This is a genomic window from Streptomyces sp. NPDC127119 (assembly GCF_042677425.1).
Lineage (GTDB): Bacteria > Actinomycetota > Actinomycetes > Streptomycetales > Streptomycetaceae > Streptomyces.
This window is the reverse complement of the sequence record NZ_JBHXTO010000062.1, coordinates 35,218-49,758: the sequence shown is the minus strand read 5'-3', so window position 1 is coordinate 49,758 and position 14,541 is coordinate 35,218. Positions and strand designations below refer to the sequence as shown.

Sequence of the window (14,541 nt, the reverse complement as noted above, 5' to 3'; positions counted from 1 at the left end):
CTTCAGGGGCGCGGGGAACTGCGCGGCCCGCCCCCACCGGGGCGCGCGTGGGGGCGGGCGGGTGGCCCCGTCTTTTTAGGGGCGCGGGGAACTGCGCAGTCTTTTGTCTGCGGACGGGCTACGGGACTATCTTCAGGAGGCGGTTGGGGGAGCCCGTGCCCGGGGACGTGACCTTGCCGGTGGTGGCGCCGTTCACCAGGGCCGTGGCGACCTGGGCGGGAGTCGCCGAGGTGTGACCGGCCAGGTACACCGCCGCCGCGCCCGCGACATGCGGCGTGGCCATCGACGTACCCGAGATCGTGTTCGTAGCCGTGTCGCTCGTGTTCCAGCCCGCCGTGATCGACGACCCGGGAGCGAAGATGTCCAGCACCGAACCGTAGTTCGAGTAGCTGGCCTTCGCGTCCGTGCTGGTGGTCGCGCCGACGGTGATCGCCGCGGCGACCCGCGCCGGCGAGTACGACGAGGCGTTGGCGCTGCTGTTGCCCGCCGCCACCGCGTAGGTCACCCCGCTCGCGATGGAGTTGGAGACCGCCGCGTCCAGCGTGGAGGACGCGCCCCCGCCGAGCGACAGGTTGGCCACCGAGGGGCCGCTGTGGTTCGCGGTCACCCAGTTGATGCCGGCGATGACACCCGCGGTGGTACCGGACCCGGCGTTGTCGAGCACGCGGACCGCCACGATGTTCGCCTTCTTGGCGATGCCGTAGGTCGAGCCGGCGATGGTCGTGGCGACATGCGTGCCGTGACCGTTGCCGTCGGAGGCGACGGTGTCGCCGTCCACGGCGTCGTAGCCGTAGCTGGCCCGCCCGCTGATCTGCGCGTGCGTGATGCGTACGCCGGTGTCGATGACGTACGCGGTCACCCCGCTGCCCGCCGAGTCCGGGTAGGTGTACGTGCCGGAGAGCGGCAGTGACGCCTGGTCGGAGCGGTCGAGACCCCAGGGCGCGTTGGACTGGGTGGTGTCGCTCGCCCGCACGGTCTGGTTCTGCTCGACCGCGGCCACCGACGGGTCGGCGGCGAGTCTGCGGGCCTCGGCCGCGGAGAGGTTGGCCGAGTAGCCGTTGAGCGCGGCGCCGAACGTCTTCGCGACGGTGCCGCCGTACCCCTTGATGAGGCTCTTGCCCTGGGCCGACGAGGCCTTGAAGCCGGCGCCCTTCTTGAGCGTGACGATGTAGCTGTCCTTGACGGCGGTGGGGGAGTCGGCCGCCAGGACCCGGCCCTCGGCCGGCGCGGCCTGGGCGGGGAGGGCGGTGACGGCGCCGAGCAGGGCGGCGGTCACCACGGAGGTCGCCGCGGCGATCCGGATCTTCTTGCTACGCAGCTGTGCCATTACGAGGGATTCCTCCTCATAGGCGGCGCGCGCCTGGGTTGGGGCGCGCGTCTGTGGGGGGTGCGCACGTGATGGCGCGCACAGCCAGGAGCGTCGCGTTCCGCTACTGGCCGAGACATCAGCGTGATCGGTCTACGGGCGTAGCTCAAGGGAGTTGAGGGTATGTCACATGTCTGTCATGAGCACGCAATCGAACGTGTGGTGAACGCCCGGAAGAACTACCTGCCTGACCGGAAAAGTCTTGGCATGAACGCTTCCTGGCGACACGCGTGGCTGGTACCAAAGTCACGGCAGAGATCCTGCTAAAGGGAGGTTCCATGAGACGTTCCCGACTTACGGCATACGTGACCTCACTTCTCCTCGCCGCCGCTTTCGCCCTCACCGGGGCAGCGACGGCCCAGGCGTCCCAACAAGCCGCCGCCACGGGCTATGTGGCCCTCGGCGACTCCTACTCCTCCGGCGTCGGCGCGGGCAGCTACATCAGCTCCAGCGGCGACTGCAAGCGCAGCACGAAGGCCTACCCCTACCTCTGGGCGGCCGCGCATTCACCCTCGTCCTTCGACTTCACCGCTTGCTCGGGCGCTCGTACGGGTGATGTTCTGGCGAACCAGCTGAGCCCGCTCAACTCCGGCACCGGCCTCGTCTCGATCTCCGTCGGCGGCAACGACGCCGGGTTCGCCGACGTCATGACGACCTGCGTCCTGCAGTCCGACAGCGCCTGCGTCGCCCGCGTCAACACGGCGAAGGCGTACGTCGACTCGACCCTCCCCGGCAAGCTCGACTCGGTCTACTCGGCGATCAGCGCCAAGGCCCCGGCGGCCCAGGTGGTCGTCCTGGGCTACCCCCGCTTCTACAAGCTGAGCGGCAGCTGCCTGGCCGGTCTCTCCGAGACGGAACGGGCCGCCATCAACAGCGCCGCCGACTACCTGGACAGCGCCATCGCCAAGCGCGCCGCCGACCACGGCTTCACGTTCGGCGACGTACGCCCCACCTTCACCAACCACGAGATCTGCTCCGGCAGCGCCTGGCTCCACAGTGTCAACTGGCTGAACATCGGCGAGTCCTACCACCCGACCGCCGCCGGCCAGTCGGGCGGCTACCTGCCCGTCTTCACCGCCGCCGCCTGACCGATTCCGCCACCTGACCGATTCCGCGGGCCCGATCCGCCCCGCGGCCTGCTCACCCCCAGGACCTGAGCGCCCCGTCCGGGGCCAGTGCCTGGGGAGAACCGGAGCCGGAGGTCCCGCCCGTCGGGGCCTCCGTCTCGCAGGTGACCGAGAAGGGCACCTGGTTCGACTTCGTCTGCTGCGGGCTGCGGACCTCCACACCGATCTTGTTCGTGAGCGTCCCCGACGTGTCGTACGTCGTCAGGACGACCGTGTTCTGTTTGCTCTTCCCGCCGCCCTGCGGGAACGAGAGCGTCTTCCAGCCGGGGTCGGACACCTCGCCGGTCTCCGTCACCCAGCGGTACTGCACATCGACCGGTACGACGCCCACGGTGAACGTCGCCGTGAAGGTCGGAGCCCCCGCCTCGGGCGGCGGGCAGGCACCGGTGTAGTCGGTGTGCGAGCCCGAGACCGTCACCTTCACGGACTGGGTGGGCGCGGGCGTCGTGGCCCCGCCGCTCGTGGTCGAGCCGCCGTCCGACCCGCTCGTACCGGAGTTCTCCGTCGTCGAGCCGCCGTCGGTGCCGCCCCCGTCGCTCCCGTTGCTCGCGCCGCTGTCGTTCCCGCCGGTCGAGCCGCCGCTCGTGGTCCCGCCGTTCGAGCTCTTGGCCCCGTTCCCCCCGTCGCCCCCGTTGTCGCGGTTGATCAGCGCGTAACTGAGGCCCGCGATGGCCAGGGCGAGCGCGGCCAGGCCCGCGATCATCACGATCACGGCGCGCCGTGGACGGTCGGGTTGGGCGGTCGTCGTCGTGGCGGTCGGGTTGGGCGGGCCGGGTGCGGCGGGTGAGTACGCCGGCACCGGGGACGGCCGGGTCGCGTCCCGCTGGTCCGGCTGCGGGAACGTGGCGACCGTCGGCGCGTAGGGGAGGGTGCCCGTACGGGGCGTTCCGCCGCCCGAGACGAGCCGCAGATCCCGCTCGGCGTCCTCGGCCGACATGCGCTCCGCCGGGTCCTTGCGCAGCAGCCCCTCGATGACCGGGGCGAGCGGACCCGCCCGCAGCGGCGGCGGCAACTCCTCGTCGACGACCGCGCGCAGGGTGCTGAGCGGGGTGTTCTGACGGAACGGGGAGTTCCCCTCGACGGCCGCGTACAGAAGCACACCGAGCGACCACAGATCCGACTCGGGCCCCGGCGTACGCCCCAGCGCCCGCTCAGGGGCGAGGAACTCGGGCGAGCCGATCACCTCACCGGTCATCGTGAGCGCCGAACTGCCCTCGACCGTGGCGATGCCGAAGTCGGTGAGCACGACCCGCCCGTCGTTCGACAGCAGGACGTTGCCGGGCTTCACGTCCCGGTGCAGGACCCCCGCCTCGTGCGCGGCCCGCAGCGCGGAGAGCACCTCCGCGCCGATGTGGGCGGCGCGCTGAGGAGGCATCGGGCCCTCGGCGTCCAGCGCGTCGGACAGCGCGATCCCCCGGATCAGCTCCATCACGATCCACGGGCGGCCGTCCTCCGTCGCCACGTCGTAGACCGTCACCACATTGCGGTTCGAGACCCGGGCCGCGGCCCACGCCTCCCGCTCCAGTCGGGCGTACATCCGCTCGACGTCGGGGCCCGGCAGCCCGCCCGGGGCCCGTACCTCCTTGACGGCGACCTCGCGGTGCAGCACCTCGTCGCGGGCCCGCCACACCGTCCCCATCCCGCCCTCGCCCAGCGGCGAGAGAAGACGGTAGCGGCCCGCGATCACACGTTCACTGCCCGGCTCTTCGGACACGGGCGTCCCCCATTCGCATCCGCACGATTCTGAACAAAAGTAGCTCAACCGAGTGCGGTTGCCGCCCCCTTGAGCACCAGTCCGACCCCGAGGGCCACGACGACGAACGCGGACCCCAGGGGCACGGTCCTGCGTACCAGCGCGACCACCGGCCCGTCGGCCCAGCGTGAGCGGGTCGCCAGCACGTGGCTCACCCCACTGCCCAGCTTGACCACGGCGACCCCGGCCGCCGTGAGGGTCAGGGCGAGTCCGACGCCGAACGCGAGGACGAGCAGCAGCCCGAACCAGGCCTTGCCGAGGGCGGCGGCGCCCACCAGGACGACGACGGCCGACGGACTCGGCACCAGCCCGCCGGCGAAGCCGAGCAGGATCGTGCCGCGCAGGGTCGGCGCGATCTCGTGGCTGTGGGTGAAGCCGCCATGGGTGTGGGTGTGGGTGCGGGAACGGCCGTCACCGTGGTCGTGGGAGTGGCCGTCCTTCTCGGAACGGCTGTGCGGGGGCGGTTCCAGGAGGGCGGCGGCGGTGCCGTGCCCCGAGGTCCGGGCCGCACCGCCGGCGTGGGAGTGCGCGAGTACGGGCCGACGCTCGTGGACGCCGGCCAGGGCGTTGTCGTGCTGGTGGGTGTGCCCGGTACCGTGCTCATGCCCCTGACCGTGCTCGTGCGCGTGCCCAGCCTCGTGCGTGTGCGCGTGCCCGCCTTCGTGTGTGTGCTCGTGTGCCGGAGCGTGCGTGTGGGCAGGGGCTCGGTTCCGCCAGGCCCGTCGTACGAGGGTGAGGCCGGCCGCCATCACGAGGGCGCCGCTCGCCACGCCCAGCCAGGTCACCACGGAGGGCGCCGCCGCCGAGCCGGCGGTGACCAGGAGGCCCAGCGCCGCGACGCCGAGAGTGTGGGTGATGGTCACCGACGCCGCCAGGGGCAGGACGTCGCGCATACCCGCCCGGCCGCCGCGGGCCGCGGCCGTCGCGGCCATCAGCGTCTTGCCGTGCCCCGGCGCGAGCGCGTGCAGCGCGCCGAGGAGGACCGCGAGCGCCAGGGCCAGCAGGGCGAAACCGAAGGTCAGGTCCTGGCGGGAGACCAAGTCGTCCAGCGCCCGCGTGAAACGGTCGGCGCCGCGCGGCAGCACGGACGAGGCGGGCGCGTCGGTGTCCTCCTCGACGAGCGCGGGACCACCGGGGCGCACGCGCAGGGAGGCGGACGCCGTGTCGGCGGGCGACGACAGCAACTCCGCCGGGTACTTGGTCAGTTCGCCCGAGACGGACTTCTCGGGTACGTCGGAGGAGGCGAGCGTCATCCGGTCTCCGCGCGCGGTGACCTCGCGCCAGCCCGGTCCGTCGTCCACGGAGGCGTGGAAGCGCACCGCCAGGTTCCCCTCGGGCAGCGGAGCCGTCCAACGGCACTCCACCCGCAGCGTCTTGAGGCCGGCCTGTCCGGGCCGCACCCGGGCACGGCTCTCGCCGACGGCAAGCGCGACGGGCTTCCCACCCACGGTCACCCGGCTCTTCCCGGCCGCCGCCTCGCACCGCTCCCGGGCCCAACTCCCCATGCCCGCCTTGTCGATGGCGGGCTGCGCCTGGGTCGCCGGGATCTCCGCGAGGTCCTCCACATGCAGGACCCGCAGCTTTCCGGGCGCGACGACGAGACCGTCGTACCGGTTCACGGTGAAGTTCCCCAGCGGATGCGCCGAGGCCGTCCCGGAGGGGATCAGCACCAGCGCGCAGGCGGCCATGAGCACGGCCGCGCAGGACCCGTACGCGCGGCGGCGCAGGGACGACCCGCGGTTGCGGGTGAGGCGGGAGCGGAGCCCGCGCGGTACGGCGGCGCTCACCGGGCACCGTCCAGGGCGGTCAGTGCCTTCTTGGCCTGCCTCGCGCCCACCGGCGAGAAGCCCGGGTTGAGTTCGAGCGCCGACGACAGGCTGCCGCGGGCCTCCTTGTCGTGGCCCGTGGCGCGTTCGATCACGCCGCGGTGGTAGAGGAACGTGGCGTCGCGGTAGCCGGTCGCCGTGGCCCGCCGGGCGTAGGCCAGGGCCTCGTCGTCACGGTCGTTGACGTGCAGGGCCCACGCGAGCGCGTCCGCGGTGTGCACGGTGTGCCGGCGCTCCCACTCCGCGCGGGCGGCGCGCAGGGCGGCCTTGCGGTCGCCGTGGTCCGCCGCCGCGAGGGCGGTGTCCAGATCGGCGTTGACGCCGTTGGCGCGGGCCAGCGAGGTCCAGGCGTCGACCAGCGCGTACTGGTCGCGGGCCTTCGCCGGGTCGCCCTCGTCGTCGCGTGCCTCGTACAGCTCGCCGAGCACGACCAGCGGTCCCGGTAGCGGAAAGCGCGCCACGACCTCCTCCATCCCGCGGATCGCGGCCGCCCGGTCGCCGTTCGCGGCCTGCGCGCGGGCGCGGCCCTCCAGCGCCGGCAGATAGGTCTTGTCGGCCCGCAGCGCCCGCTCGTAGTACGTCAGCGCCACGTCGTAGTCGCCCTCGCGCCAGGAGAGCTGGCCCAGCGAACCCGCCACGTACGCGATGTCCCCGGGCGCGGTGGCACCGGCCAGCGCCTGCTTCAGGACGCGGCGTGCCGTCCCGATGTCGCCGCGCAGTTCACGCACATAGGCGTACCGGGCGAAGACCGGGACGCCCGGACGGCGGGAGTCGGCCTCGTCGGCGGCCTTCGCCGCCTCCTTGTAGCGGCCCAGCTCGACCAGGGCGTCGATACGGACCGACAGCGCGCGCTCGTTGAAGGCGTTCTCGTCCAGTGCCTTCTCCGAGAAGGCCAGCGCCTCGGGGAACTCGTGCCGGGCCGCGGCGAGCGCCGCCCGGCCCGCCAGCGCCGGATCGTTGTCGGGGCTCAGCTTCAGCGACCGCTCCAGCGCGCGCTGCGCCTGCGGATAGCGGGACGGGTCGCCGTTGGTGCGGGCCTGCTCGACATAGGCCATGCCCAGCGTGGCCCAGCCGCCCGAGTCCTTGGGCTGCGCCTTGAGATGGGACTGCAGTGCGGAGATGCCCGAGGCCAGGCTGCCGCCCGCCAGCAGTTCGGGATCGAGGCCGGGCGCGGACGACACCGTGCTCGTGCCGTCGCCGTCCCTGTTGCCCAGCACCACGGCCCCCGCGGTCATCGCGACGGCGAGAGCGACGGCGCAGGCCGCGAGCTGCAGCACCCGTGACCGCCCGGACCCGCGGCGCTCCCCGGGCGCGGGCCGGTCGGTCCCTGCCGTTTCGGCCGCCCCTGCCGTCTCGGCCGTCGTGGCCGCCCCGGTCGGGTCGGCCGCTGTCTCTGCCGTCCCGGCCGGGTCGGCGGCCTCGTCGACGAGGTCCCTCTCCTGCGCGTCGTCGTTGCTACGCGGGGACATTGCGCTCTCCTCAATCGCTGTGCTGGAAAAGGTGGTTCACGTGATGGATGCGTTCGCCGGGGTGGGTGGCGCGGCCCGTGCGCCGTGGGGGACGGTTACGCACGGACCGCGCCAGTCAGGGATGCCGGCAGGCCGCGGGTCAGTACGACCGGCGGCGGCTGCGCCACCAGAGCAGACCCGTGCCGACGAGCAGGAACCCGGCCGCGCCCGAGGCCGCCGAGACGGCGATCAGCGTGGTGTCGTCCATACCGCCCGTGCCGGTCGTACCGGCGGGCTGCAGTGCGTCACCGAGCTGGTTGCGGACGTCGTTGGTGCCGGTCGTGCCCTTGGCCAGCGGCCCGCGCGAACCCGAGGTCGGCTGACCGACGTACGGGAACGTCTTCTCGAACTTCACGTCGTTCTTGTCGACGGCGTCACCGAGGTCGTTCTTGGAGCCGACCAGTTCGCCCTCGACGACCTGCAGTGCGATGTCCAGCACGTCGTCGCCGAGCCGGCGGCCGTTCGGGAAGCCCGCGTTGTCGCCGTCCAGCACACCGAGACGCTTCTCCTCGGTGGCCGGCTTGATGGAGGTGTTGAGGCGCAGCATCTCCGAAGGACGCACGTGCGGCGGCTGGTTGAGGCCCTCGACGCCCTTCAGGAACACGTCGACCAGGTCGTTGCGGGGCTCGTCGGGCGCCTCGATCTTGTAGATCGCCTCGATGAGCTTCGGCAGCTCGGGCTCGGTGACGTTCTTCAGGAAGTCACCGTCGTTCCAGGGCGCGGACGCGTTGAACTTGTCCTTGTCCTTGATCGGGTTGACGACCTCGTTCACCAGCGGCATGCCCAGGCGCGAGACCTGGCGGTAGTGGCCGCTCGCGTTCTTGCGCTGCGTCGTCGACCAGATGCCCACGATCGGCTGGTCGGCCGACTCCTGGATCACGTCGTTCGGGAGCTGGAGGGCGACGGAGTTGACGTTGTAGCCCTTGAGGGTGTCGTTGCCGACCTCGGACAGGTTCCCGCCGTACAGCAGGTCGAAGACGCGCAGGTCGAGGAAGAACGGGTCGTCCGCCTGGCCGGCGAACGTCGTCGCCCCGCCCGGCAGTTCGTGCACGGCCTCGGAACGGAGCTTGGCGTAGTCCGGCATGGACGCCTTGCCGACGTTCGACGGCGCGACCGCCACGTCGTCCGCGTACTTCGTCTTCTTGACCAGGTGCTGGTCCTTGAGCTGCAGCAGGTCTATGTCGTACGTCTGCGTGATGTTGAGGTCCGGGTCGTCGAGGCTCTCGACCGGGCCGGTGTTGTACAGGAAGGTCTTGTCGTTCTTGACGTGCGTCTCGAACGTGTAGCGGAAGACCAGTTCGCCCTGCGCGTCACCGTTGTTGTCGATGTGCAGGTCGTACTGGGCGTCCTCGGCGAACGGGAAGAAGTTCGGTCCGCCGGCCGGCTCCTCGAACGGGATCCAGTTGGCGACGATGGTCGTCGTATCCGGTTTGTCGGGGCTCGCGAACGCGTACACGTCGGTGTTGTCGTACTGCGGCTGCCCCGAGATGAGCGGAGCCTCCCGGTGACTGGAGGCGCTGGCCGCCCCCGGTTCGAGCGCGGTCACGCCGACGGCCGCGAGCCCGCCGGTGGCCAGCGCACCGCAGACAAGGGTCGCGAGGCTCCTGCGTCCCACGAACCCACTGGTGAAAGGTGTCATGCCGTCCGTCCTCTGTCCCAAAGCTGTGTTCCGGCGGTGATGTGGCGGGAGGGACCTGTCGACCGGTCCGCCCCCACGCTCGTACCGCGTCGGTGGGTGATGCCTGATGCACGCCATTCGGAGCCGGGGGGAATAAGGATTGGTTCGAAATTCACCCGCGTTTTCGAGCGGCTGATCCGTAACCCCATCCGACGGCGTTCCTGCGCCGAATACGTGAGGACGGGACGAGCCGTTCAGACCGGCGAAGGGGGAAACGGGTGGAGGCGGACGAACTTCTGGTGCTCGTGGCCGGAGGCGACCAGAAGGCCTTCGAGGATCTGTACGCCCTGGTGTCCGGGCCGGTCTTCGGGCTGGTGCGCAGGGTGGTGCGCGATCCGGCCCAGTCCGAGGAGGTGGCGCAGGAGGTGCTTCTCGAACTCTGGCGCTCCGCCGCGCGCTACGACCCCGGCCGCGGCACCGCGCTCGCCTGGGTCCTGACCCTCGCGCACCGCAGGGCCGTCGACCGGGTCCGCAGCGCCCGCTCCGCCACGGAACGCGAACTGCGCATGGCCCGGCGGGCGAACGGCCCCGCCTTCGACCACGTCGCCGAGGAGGTCGAGGCCGGCCTCGAACGGGAGTGGGTACGCCGCTGCCTGGACCGGCTCACCGCCCTGCAACGACAGTCCGTCACCCTGGCCTACTACGACGGCTACACCTACCGTGAGGTCGCCGAACGGCTCTCCCTGCCGCTCGGCACGGTCAAGACCCGCATGCGCGACGGACTCACGCGGCTGCGCGACTGCCTCGGAGGTGTCGCATGAGCACCCTCTTCCGCCGCGGTGATCTGCACTCGCTGGCCGCCCCGTACGCCCTCGACGCCCTGGAACCCCATGAGCACAAGCGATTCGAGAAGCACCTGAAGCGCTGCGACAGCTGCGCCGCCGAAGTGCGCGCCCTGCGCGAGGACGCCGTGCGCCTCGCCTGGTCCACGGCAGCCCCGGCCCCCGCCGCGATGCGCGACCGGGTCCTGACGGCCATCCGGACGACCCCTCAGGAGTCGGCCTCCGCAGAACCCCAGCCCCGCGCACGCGCGGAACGGCCGCCCTCCCGCGCCCGCCGCTCACCCTTCTCGGTCTTCCTCGTCCCGCTCGCCTCCACGACGGCCGCCGCCGCCCTCGTCGTCGCCGCGCTCTTCGGCATGCAGGCGTCCCGGACACAGGACCGGCTGGCCGAACAGCAGGCGCAGGCACGTGAGATCGCCCACGTTCTCGGGGCGCCGGACGCACGGGCCGCCGCCGGACGTGACACGAACGGCCGGGGTATCGGTGTCGTCGCGTCCGCCTCCCAGAAGACCGCCGTCGTCACCGCGGCCGGACTCGGTACCCCTTCGAACGAAGGGGTCCACCAGCTGTGGCTCATGCGACCGGAGGAGAAACCGCGCTCCCTGGGGCTCCTCGACGGCGACACGCCCTTGATTGCCACCGGACTGAATACGGACGCGACCTCACTCGCTGTCACCGTCGAGCCGTCCGGCGGCTCTCCGCAGCCCACCACCGCACCGGTTGTCCAACTCGCCCTGAAATCGCTCGGATTCGGAGAGTAATCGTCAACCCCCTTTGCGGGTAGGTGAATCCCGTGCCCGGGATACACGAGTGTGATGAGGGAGCGATAGGGTTAACCTGCCCGGGCCGGGTGCCCTCGTATGGGTGGGGAGTGACATGGAACAGATAACAGTGCGTGGCAGGGCGCGAGTCCCTGCGATCACGTGTGGGAGCAGCGCGACCAGTTCGCGCCTCGACCGCCATCTTTCGGTGATGGGTGGCCCTGCCATCCCTCAGCGCGAGGCGGCCGAGGCGACGTCTCTGATGCGCGAACTGACCGCACGTGACACCGCGCACGACCGCACCGGCAGGAGTGCGCGCGTGAGGCGGGTCTCGCTCTTCGCGCCACTGCGCCGGCTGCGCCGTTCCCTGTTCGGCGGCCGCTGACAGGCGACCCCGGTCGCTGAGAGGCGGCCGAACCGAGCAGGACCAGCGGCATCGGCAGTACCAGCAGGACCAGCAGAACCCCGACCCGCGCTCAGGCGGACACACCGTCCCGGCGCAGTGCTGCGATCTCATCGTCCGTCATCCCCACGGCACGCAGCACCGCCTCGGTGTGTTCCCCGAGTGCGGGTACGGGCCCCATTCTCGCCGCGTCCCCGCCCGGCAGCGTGATCGGCGGCAGCAGAGCCCGTAGCGGCCCGACCGGCGAGCCGACGTCCCGCCACCGGTCCCTGGCCGCCAGCTGCGGATGCTCCGCCACTTCCGTCACGTCCCTCAGCAGCGCGCAGGCGATCCCGGCCGCCTCAAGCCGCGCCACCGCCTCCTCCGCGGTCAGCCCCGCGAGCGCTGCGGTGACCAGACCGTCGGTACGGTCCCGGTGCTCGACCCGGGCCGCGTTCGTCGCGTACGCCGGATCGTGGGCCAGCTCCGGCCGCTCCAGCACCTGTTCGGCGAGGCGGCACCACTCACGGTCGTTCTGCACCGACAACAGCACCCGACCGCCGTCACCCGTCGGATAGCCGTCGTACGGGGCGATGACGGCGTGCGCGAGCCCCGTGCGCGCCGGGGGAGTTCCTCCGTGCATCGCATGGTGCAGCGGATGCCCCATCCACTCGGCCAGCGCGTCCAGCATCGCCACCTCCACCGGCCCGCCGCGCCCGGTCGTCCCGCGCCGCACCAGCGCCGCGAGGACCCCCGAGAACGCGTACATCGCCGCCGCGATGTCGGCCGCCGGAATGCCCGCCTTGACCGGCTGCCCGGCCGTCCCGGTCACGGACACCAGACCCGCCTCGCACTGCACGAGCATGTCGTACGCCCGCTTGCCGGCGTAGGGACCCGAAGGCCCGTACCCCGAGATGTCCACGGCGATCAGCCGCGGGTGCGCGGCGCACAGGGTCGCCGCGTCGAGGCCGAGCCGCGTGGCGGCGCCCTGCGCGAGGTTCTGTACGAAGACGTCGGCGCCGGCGATCAGGCGGCGCACCACGTCGAGTCCGCGCGGGTCCTTCAGATCGAGGGCGACGGACTCCTTGCCGCGGTTGCACCACACGAAGTGCGAGGCGAGTCCGTTCGCGGCGGTGTCGTAGCCGCGCGCGAAGTCGCCGCCGTCCGGGCGCTCGACCTTGATCACCCGTGCCCCCAGGTCGGCGAGCTGCCGGGTGGCGAAGGGCGCGGCGACGGCCTGCTCGACGGCGACGACGGTGATGCCCTCCAGGGGCAGGGGCTGCGACTCCATGCGGGGATCATGGCCTGTGGGCGGCGGCTTTGTCATGCATGTGCCGAGGGGTGGGGCGGCGGCCGGTTGTTTGGCTGCGGGTCCGTGGGGGCTGGTCGCGCAGTTCCCCGCGCCCCTTCGAGGCGGGGTTGCGCCCCGGGGGAGGGGTGGGGACGGTGGGTGGGTTGGTTGGCTGCGGGTGTGTGGGGGTGGGCCGCGCAGTTCCTCGCGCCCCTTTGGGGCGGGGGTGTGCCCCGGCGGATGGGGCGAGGGGCGGGGTGGGGGTCAGCGTTCGCCTGTTGTGTATCGGTGTATCGCGAGTGGCATGAAGATGGTGATGAGGAGCGCGCACCAGGCCAGTGAGCCCGCGATGGGGTGGGATACCGGCCAGGCGCCGTCGGGTGGTACCGGTGCGTTGCCGAACAGGTCCCGCAGGGCCGTGGTGACCGCGCTGATCGGGTTCCATTCGGCGAGCGTGCGCAGCCAGCCCGGCAGGTTGTCCGTCGGGATGTACGCGTTCGACAGCAGCGGCAGGACGAAGGTCGCGCCCCCGAGTTGCCCGGCCGCCTCCTCGCTGCGTGAGACGAGCCCCAGCAGGATGCCGATCCACGTGGTCGCGAACCGGAAGAGCAGCAGCAGCCCCACGGCGGCCACCGCTTCGAGCGCGGAGCCCTCGATCCGCCAGCCCACCGCGAGTCCCACGAGCAGGAACGGCACCGTGCCCGCCGCGGTGACGACGAGGTCGGCGGCGGCCTGCCCGAGCGGTACGGCGGCTCTGCTCATCGGCAGCGTACGGAGGCGGTCCGTGACGCCCCGGTGCGAGTCCTGGGCCGCCTGGAACATGCCCGTCATGATGCCGTTGGCCGCCGTCGCGACCAGCAGCCCCGGCACGAGGAAGGCCCGGTACTCCTCGCCGGGCATGGCCAGCGCGCTGCCGAAGACGTACCCGAAGAACAGCAGCATCGTGACCGGCATGGTCTGGGTGAGGATCAGCAGGCCGGGGTTGTGCCGGATGCGGCGCAGCTGGCGGCCCAGCATCGCGGTTCCGTCGTGGGCCAGGGCGGAGACGGCTGCAGGTGTGGGTGCAGGTGTGGGTGCGCTCATGTCACGAGCTCCTTCTGGTCGGTCCGGTCGTCGGTCAGGCGGAGGAAGACGTCGTCGAGGGTCGGCGCGCGCAGGCTCACGTCGAGCAACGGCACCCCGGCGGCGTCGAGTTCGCGTACCAGCCGGGGGAGCGTGAGCGTCGGGTCGGTGGTGACCGCGCCGACGGCGTGCCGCTCCTGGTCGAAGGCCGGCGCGGAGCCGGTCAGCCGGTCCAGCACGGCCGCCGCGCCCGCCATGGCGTCCGCGTGGGCGACGACCGTCTCCGCGTACGAGCCGATGAGCGCCTTGAGTTCGGCGGGCGTCCCGGAGTGGGCGGCCCGGCCCCGGTCCACCAGCACGATGTCGTCGGCGAGTTGGTCCGCCTCCTCCAGGTACTGCGTGGTGAGCAGGACGGTCGTCCCTTCGGACCGCAGGGCGCGCACGGCCTCCCAGATCTGGTTGCGGCTGTGCGGGTCGAGGCCCGTCGTCGGCTCGTCGAGGAAGAGGACGGCGGGCCGGGTGAGGAGGCAGGCGGCCAGGTCGAGGCGGCGCCGCATACCGCCCGAGTAGGTGGACGCGGCCCGGTCCGCCGCGTCGGTCAGCTCGAAGCGTTCGAGCAGTTCGTCGGCACGGGCGGCGGCCTTCGGGAGGCGGCGCAGTCTCGCGAACAGCCGCAGGTTCTCCCGGCCCGTGAGGTCGCCGTCCACCGAGGCGCCTTGCCCGGTCACGGCGATCGAGCGGCGCACGGCGGCCGGCTCCCGTACGAGATCGTGCCCCGCGATCCGGGCGGACCCGGCGTCGGGCCGCAGCAGGGTGGTGAGCAGCCGTACCGCCGTGGTCTTGCCCGCGCCGTTGGGGCCGAGCAGCCCGCAGACCGTGCCCTCCGCCACCGCGAGATCCAGCCCGCGCAGGGCATGGACGTCCCCGAAGCGCTTCTCCAGACCCTCACTAAGTACGCCGTACGTAGTAGTCATGGCTTGACCATAGCGCACTACGTACGCTGTA

At 72.0% G+C, this 14,541-nt stretch carries 12 protein-coding genes; 4 read left to right on the top strand and 8 right to left on the bottom strand.

Annotation, left to right across the window (positions count from 1 at the left end):
• Window positions 1-118 precede the first annotated feature (118 nt).
• A complete protein-coding gene (locus ACFVH5_RS24645; protein WP_385835888.1) occupies window positions 119-1,327 on the bottom strand; it encodes a S8 family peptidase in 1,209 nt (402 codons plus the stop codon).
• A 317-nt stretch (window positions 1,328-1,644) separates the two neighbouring features.
• Here ACFVH5_RS24645 and ACFVH5_RS24640 point away from each other — a divergent pair, with 317 nt between their 5' ends.
• On the top strand, window positions 1,645-2,454 hold the full coding sequence (locus ACFVH5_RS24640) for an SGNH/GDSL hydrolase family protein (RefSeq protein WP_384812752.1): 810 nt from the start codon (window positions 1,645-1,647) through the stop codon (window positions 2,452-2,454).
• Window positions 2,455-2,506: 52 nt separating this feature from the next.
• Here ACFVH5_RS24640 and ACFVH5_RS24635 read toward each other — a convergent pair whose 3' ends face one another.
• The 4 genes from ACFVH5_RS24635 to ACFVH5_RS24620 all read right to left on the bottom strand — a co-directional run bounded on the left by ACFVH5_RS24635 (window position 2,507) and on the right by ACFVH5_RS24620 (window position 9,219).
• The gene (locus tag ACFVH5_RS24635; RefSeq protein WP_385835887.1) at window positions 2,507-4,207 is read right to left on the bottom strand and encodes a serine/threonine-protein kinase; all 1,701 of its coding nucleotides are present in this window, start codon (window positions 4,205-4,207) and stop codon (window positions 2,507-2,509) included.
• A gap of 44 nt (window positions 4,208-4,251) precedes the next feature.
• A complete protein-coding gene (locus ACFVH5_RS24630; RefSeq protein ID WP_385835896.1) occupies window positions 4,252-5,934 on the bottom strand; it encodes a sulfite exporter TauE/SafE family protein in 1,683 nt (560 codons plus the stop codon).
• Between the two features lie 95 nt (window positions 5,935-6,029).
• Window positions 6,030-7,541, bottom strand: a complete 1,512-nt coding sequence (locus ACFVH5_RS24625; RefSeq protein ID WP_385835886.1) for a tetratricopeptide repeat protein — start codon at window positions 7,539-7,541, stop codon at window positions 6,030-6,032.
• A gap of 139 nt (window positions 7,542-7,680) precedes the next feature.
• Entirely contained in the window at window positions 7,681-9,219 is a 1,539-nt protein-coding gene (locus ACFVH5_RS24620; protein WP_385835885.1) for a DUF4331 domain-containing protein, read from the bottom strand.
• Window positions 9,220-9,428: 209 nt separating this feature from the next.
• Here ACFVH5_RS24620 and ACFVH5_RS24615 point away from each other — a divergent pair, with 209 nt between their 5' ends.
• From ACFVH5_RS24615 to ACFVH5_RS24605, 3 genes are all read left to right on the top strand, one after another.
• Window positions 9,429-10,019: a sigma-70 family RNA polymerase sigma factor gene (locus ACFVH5_RS24615; RefSeq protein ID WP_210890244.1), complete on the top strand. Its 591-nt coding sequence runs from the start codon at window positions 9,429-9,431 to the stop codon at window positions 10,017-10,019.
• The gene (locus ACFVH5_RS24610; RefSeq protein ID WP_385835884.1) at window positions 10,016-10,801 is read left to right on the top strand and encodes an anti-sigma factor domain-containing protein; all 786 of its coding nucleotides are present in this window, start codon (window positions 10,016-10,018) and stop codon (window positions 10,799-10,801) included. Before ACFVH5_RS24615 ends, ACFVH5_RS24610 begins: the two co-directional genes overlap by 4 nt.
• A gap of 115 nt (window positions 10,802-10,916) precedes the next feature.
• Window positions 10,917-11,186, top strand: coding sequence for a hypothetical protein (locus tag ACFVH5_RS24605; protein ID WP_107021126.1), 270 nt, complete (start codon window positions 10,917-10,919; stop codon window positions 11,184-11,186).
• Window positions 11,187-11,277: 91 nt separating this feature from the next.
• Here ACFVH5_RS24605 and ACFVH5_RS24600 read toward each other — a convergent pair whose 3' ends face one another.
• The 3 genes from ACFVH5_RS24600 to ACFVH5_RS24590 all read right to left on the bottom strand — a co-directional run bounded on the left by ACFVH5_RS24600 (window position 11,278) and on the right by ACFVH5_RS24590 (window position 14,510).
• Window positions 11,278-12,474, bottom strand: coding sequence for a CaiB/BaiF CoA transferase family protein (locus ACFVH5_RS24600; RefSeq protein WP_385835883.1), 1,197 nt, complete (start codon window positions 12,472-12,474; stop codon window positions 11,278-11,280).
• Between the two features lie 264 nt (window positions 12,475-12,738).
• Window positions 12,739-13,557 (bottom strand): ABC transporter permease, encoded by an 819-nt coding sequence (locus ACFVH5_RS24595; RefSeq protein ID WP_385835881.1) that lies wholly within the window; start codon window positions 13,555-13,557, stop codon window positions 12,739-12,741.
• Complete coding sequence (locus tag ACFVH5_RS24590; RefSeq protein ID WP_385835879.1) at window positions 13,554-14,510, bottom strand: ATP-binding cassette domain-containing protein; 957 nt, start codon at window positions 14,508-14,510, stop codon at window positions 13,554-13,556. Before ACFVH5_RS24590 ends, ACFVH5_RS24595 begins: the two co-directional genes overlap by 4 nt.
• Window positions 14,511-14,541: the final 31 nt, after the last annotated feature.

What these genes read in the sequence shown, in the direction of transcription:
- ACFVH5_RS24595 (WP_385835881.1), bottom strand. Translation starts at nt 13,557, where the DNA reads ATGAGCGCACCCACACCTGCACCCACACCTGCAGCCGTCTCCGCCCTG.
- ACFVH5_RS24640 (WP_384812752.1), top strand. Translation starts at nt 1,645, where the DNA reads ATGAGACGTTCCCGACTTACGGCATACGTGACCTCACTTCTCCTCGCC.
- ACFVH5_RS24600 (WP_385835883.1), bottom strand. Translation starts at nt 12,474, where the DNA reads ATGGAGTCGCAGCCCCTGCCCCTGGAGGGCATCACCGTCGTCGCCGTC.
- ACFVH5_RS24645 (WP_385835888.1), bottom strand. Translation starts at nt 1,327, where the DNA reads ATGGCACAGCTGCGTAGCAAGAAGATCCGGATCGCCGCGGCGACCTCC.
- ACFVH5_RS24630 (WP_385835896.1), bottom strand. Translation starts at nt 5,934, where the DNA reads ATGGCCGCCTGCGCGCTGGTGCTGATCCCCTCCGGGACGGCCTCGGCG.
- ACFVH5_RS24590 (WP_385835879.1), bottom strand. Translation starts at nt 14,510, where the DNA reads ATGACTACTACGTACGGCGTACTTAGTGAGGGTCTGGAGAAGCGCTTC.
- ACFVH5_RS24610 (WP_385835884.1), top strand. Translation starts at nt 10,016, where the DNA reads ATGAGCACCCTCTTCCGCCGCGGTGATCTGCACTCGCTGGCCGCCCCG.
- ACFVH5_RS24605 (WP_107021126.1), top strand. Translation starts at nt 10,917, where the DNA reads ATGGAACAGATAACAGTGCGTGGCAGGGCGCGAGTCCCTGCGATCACG.
- ACFVH5_RS24625 (WP_385835886.1), bottom strand. Translation starts at nt 7,541, where the DNA reads ATGTCCCCGCGTAGCAACGACGACGCGCAGGAGAGGGACCTCGTCGAC.
- ACFVH5_RS24620 (WP_385835885.1), bottom strand. Translation starts at nt 9,219, where the DNA reads ATGACACCTTTCACCAGTGGGTTCGTGGGACGCAGGAGCCTCGCGACC.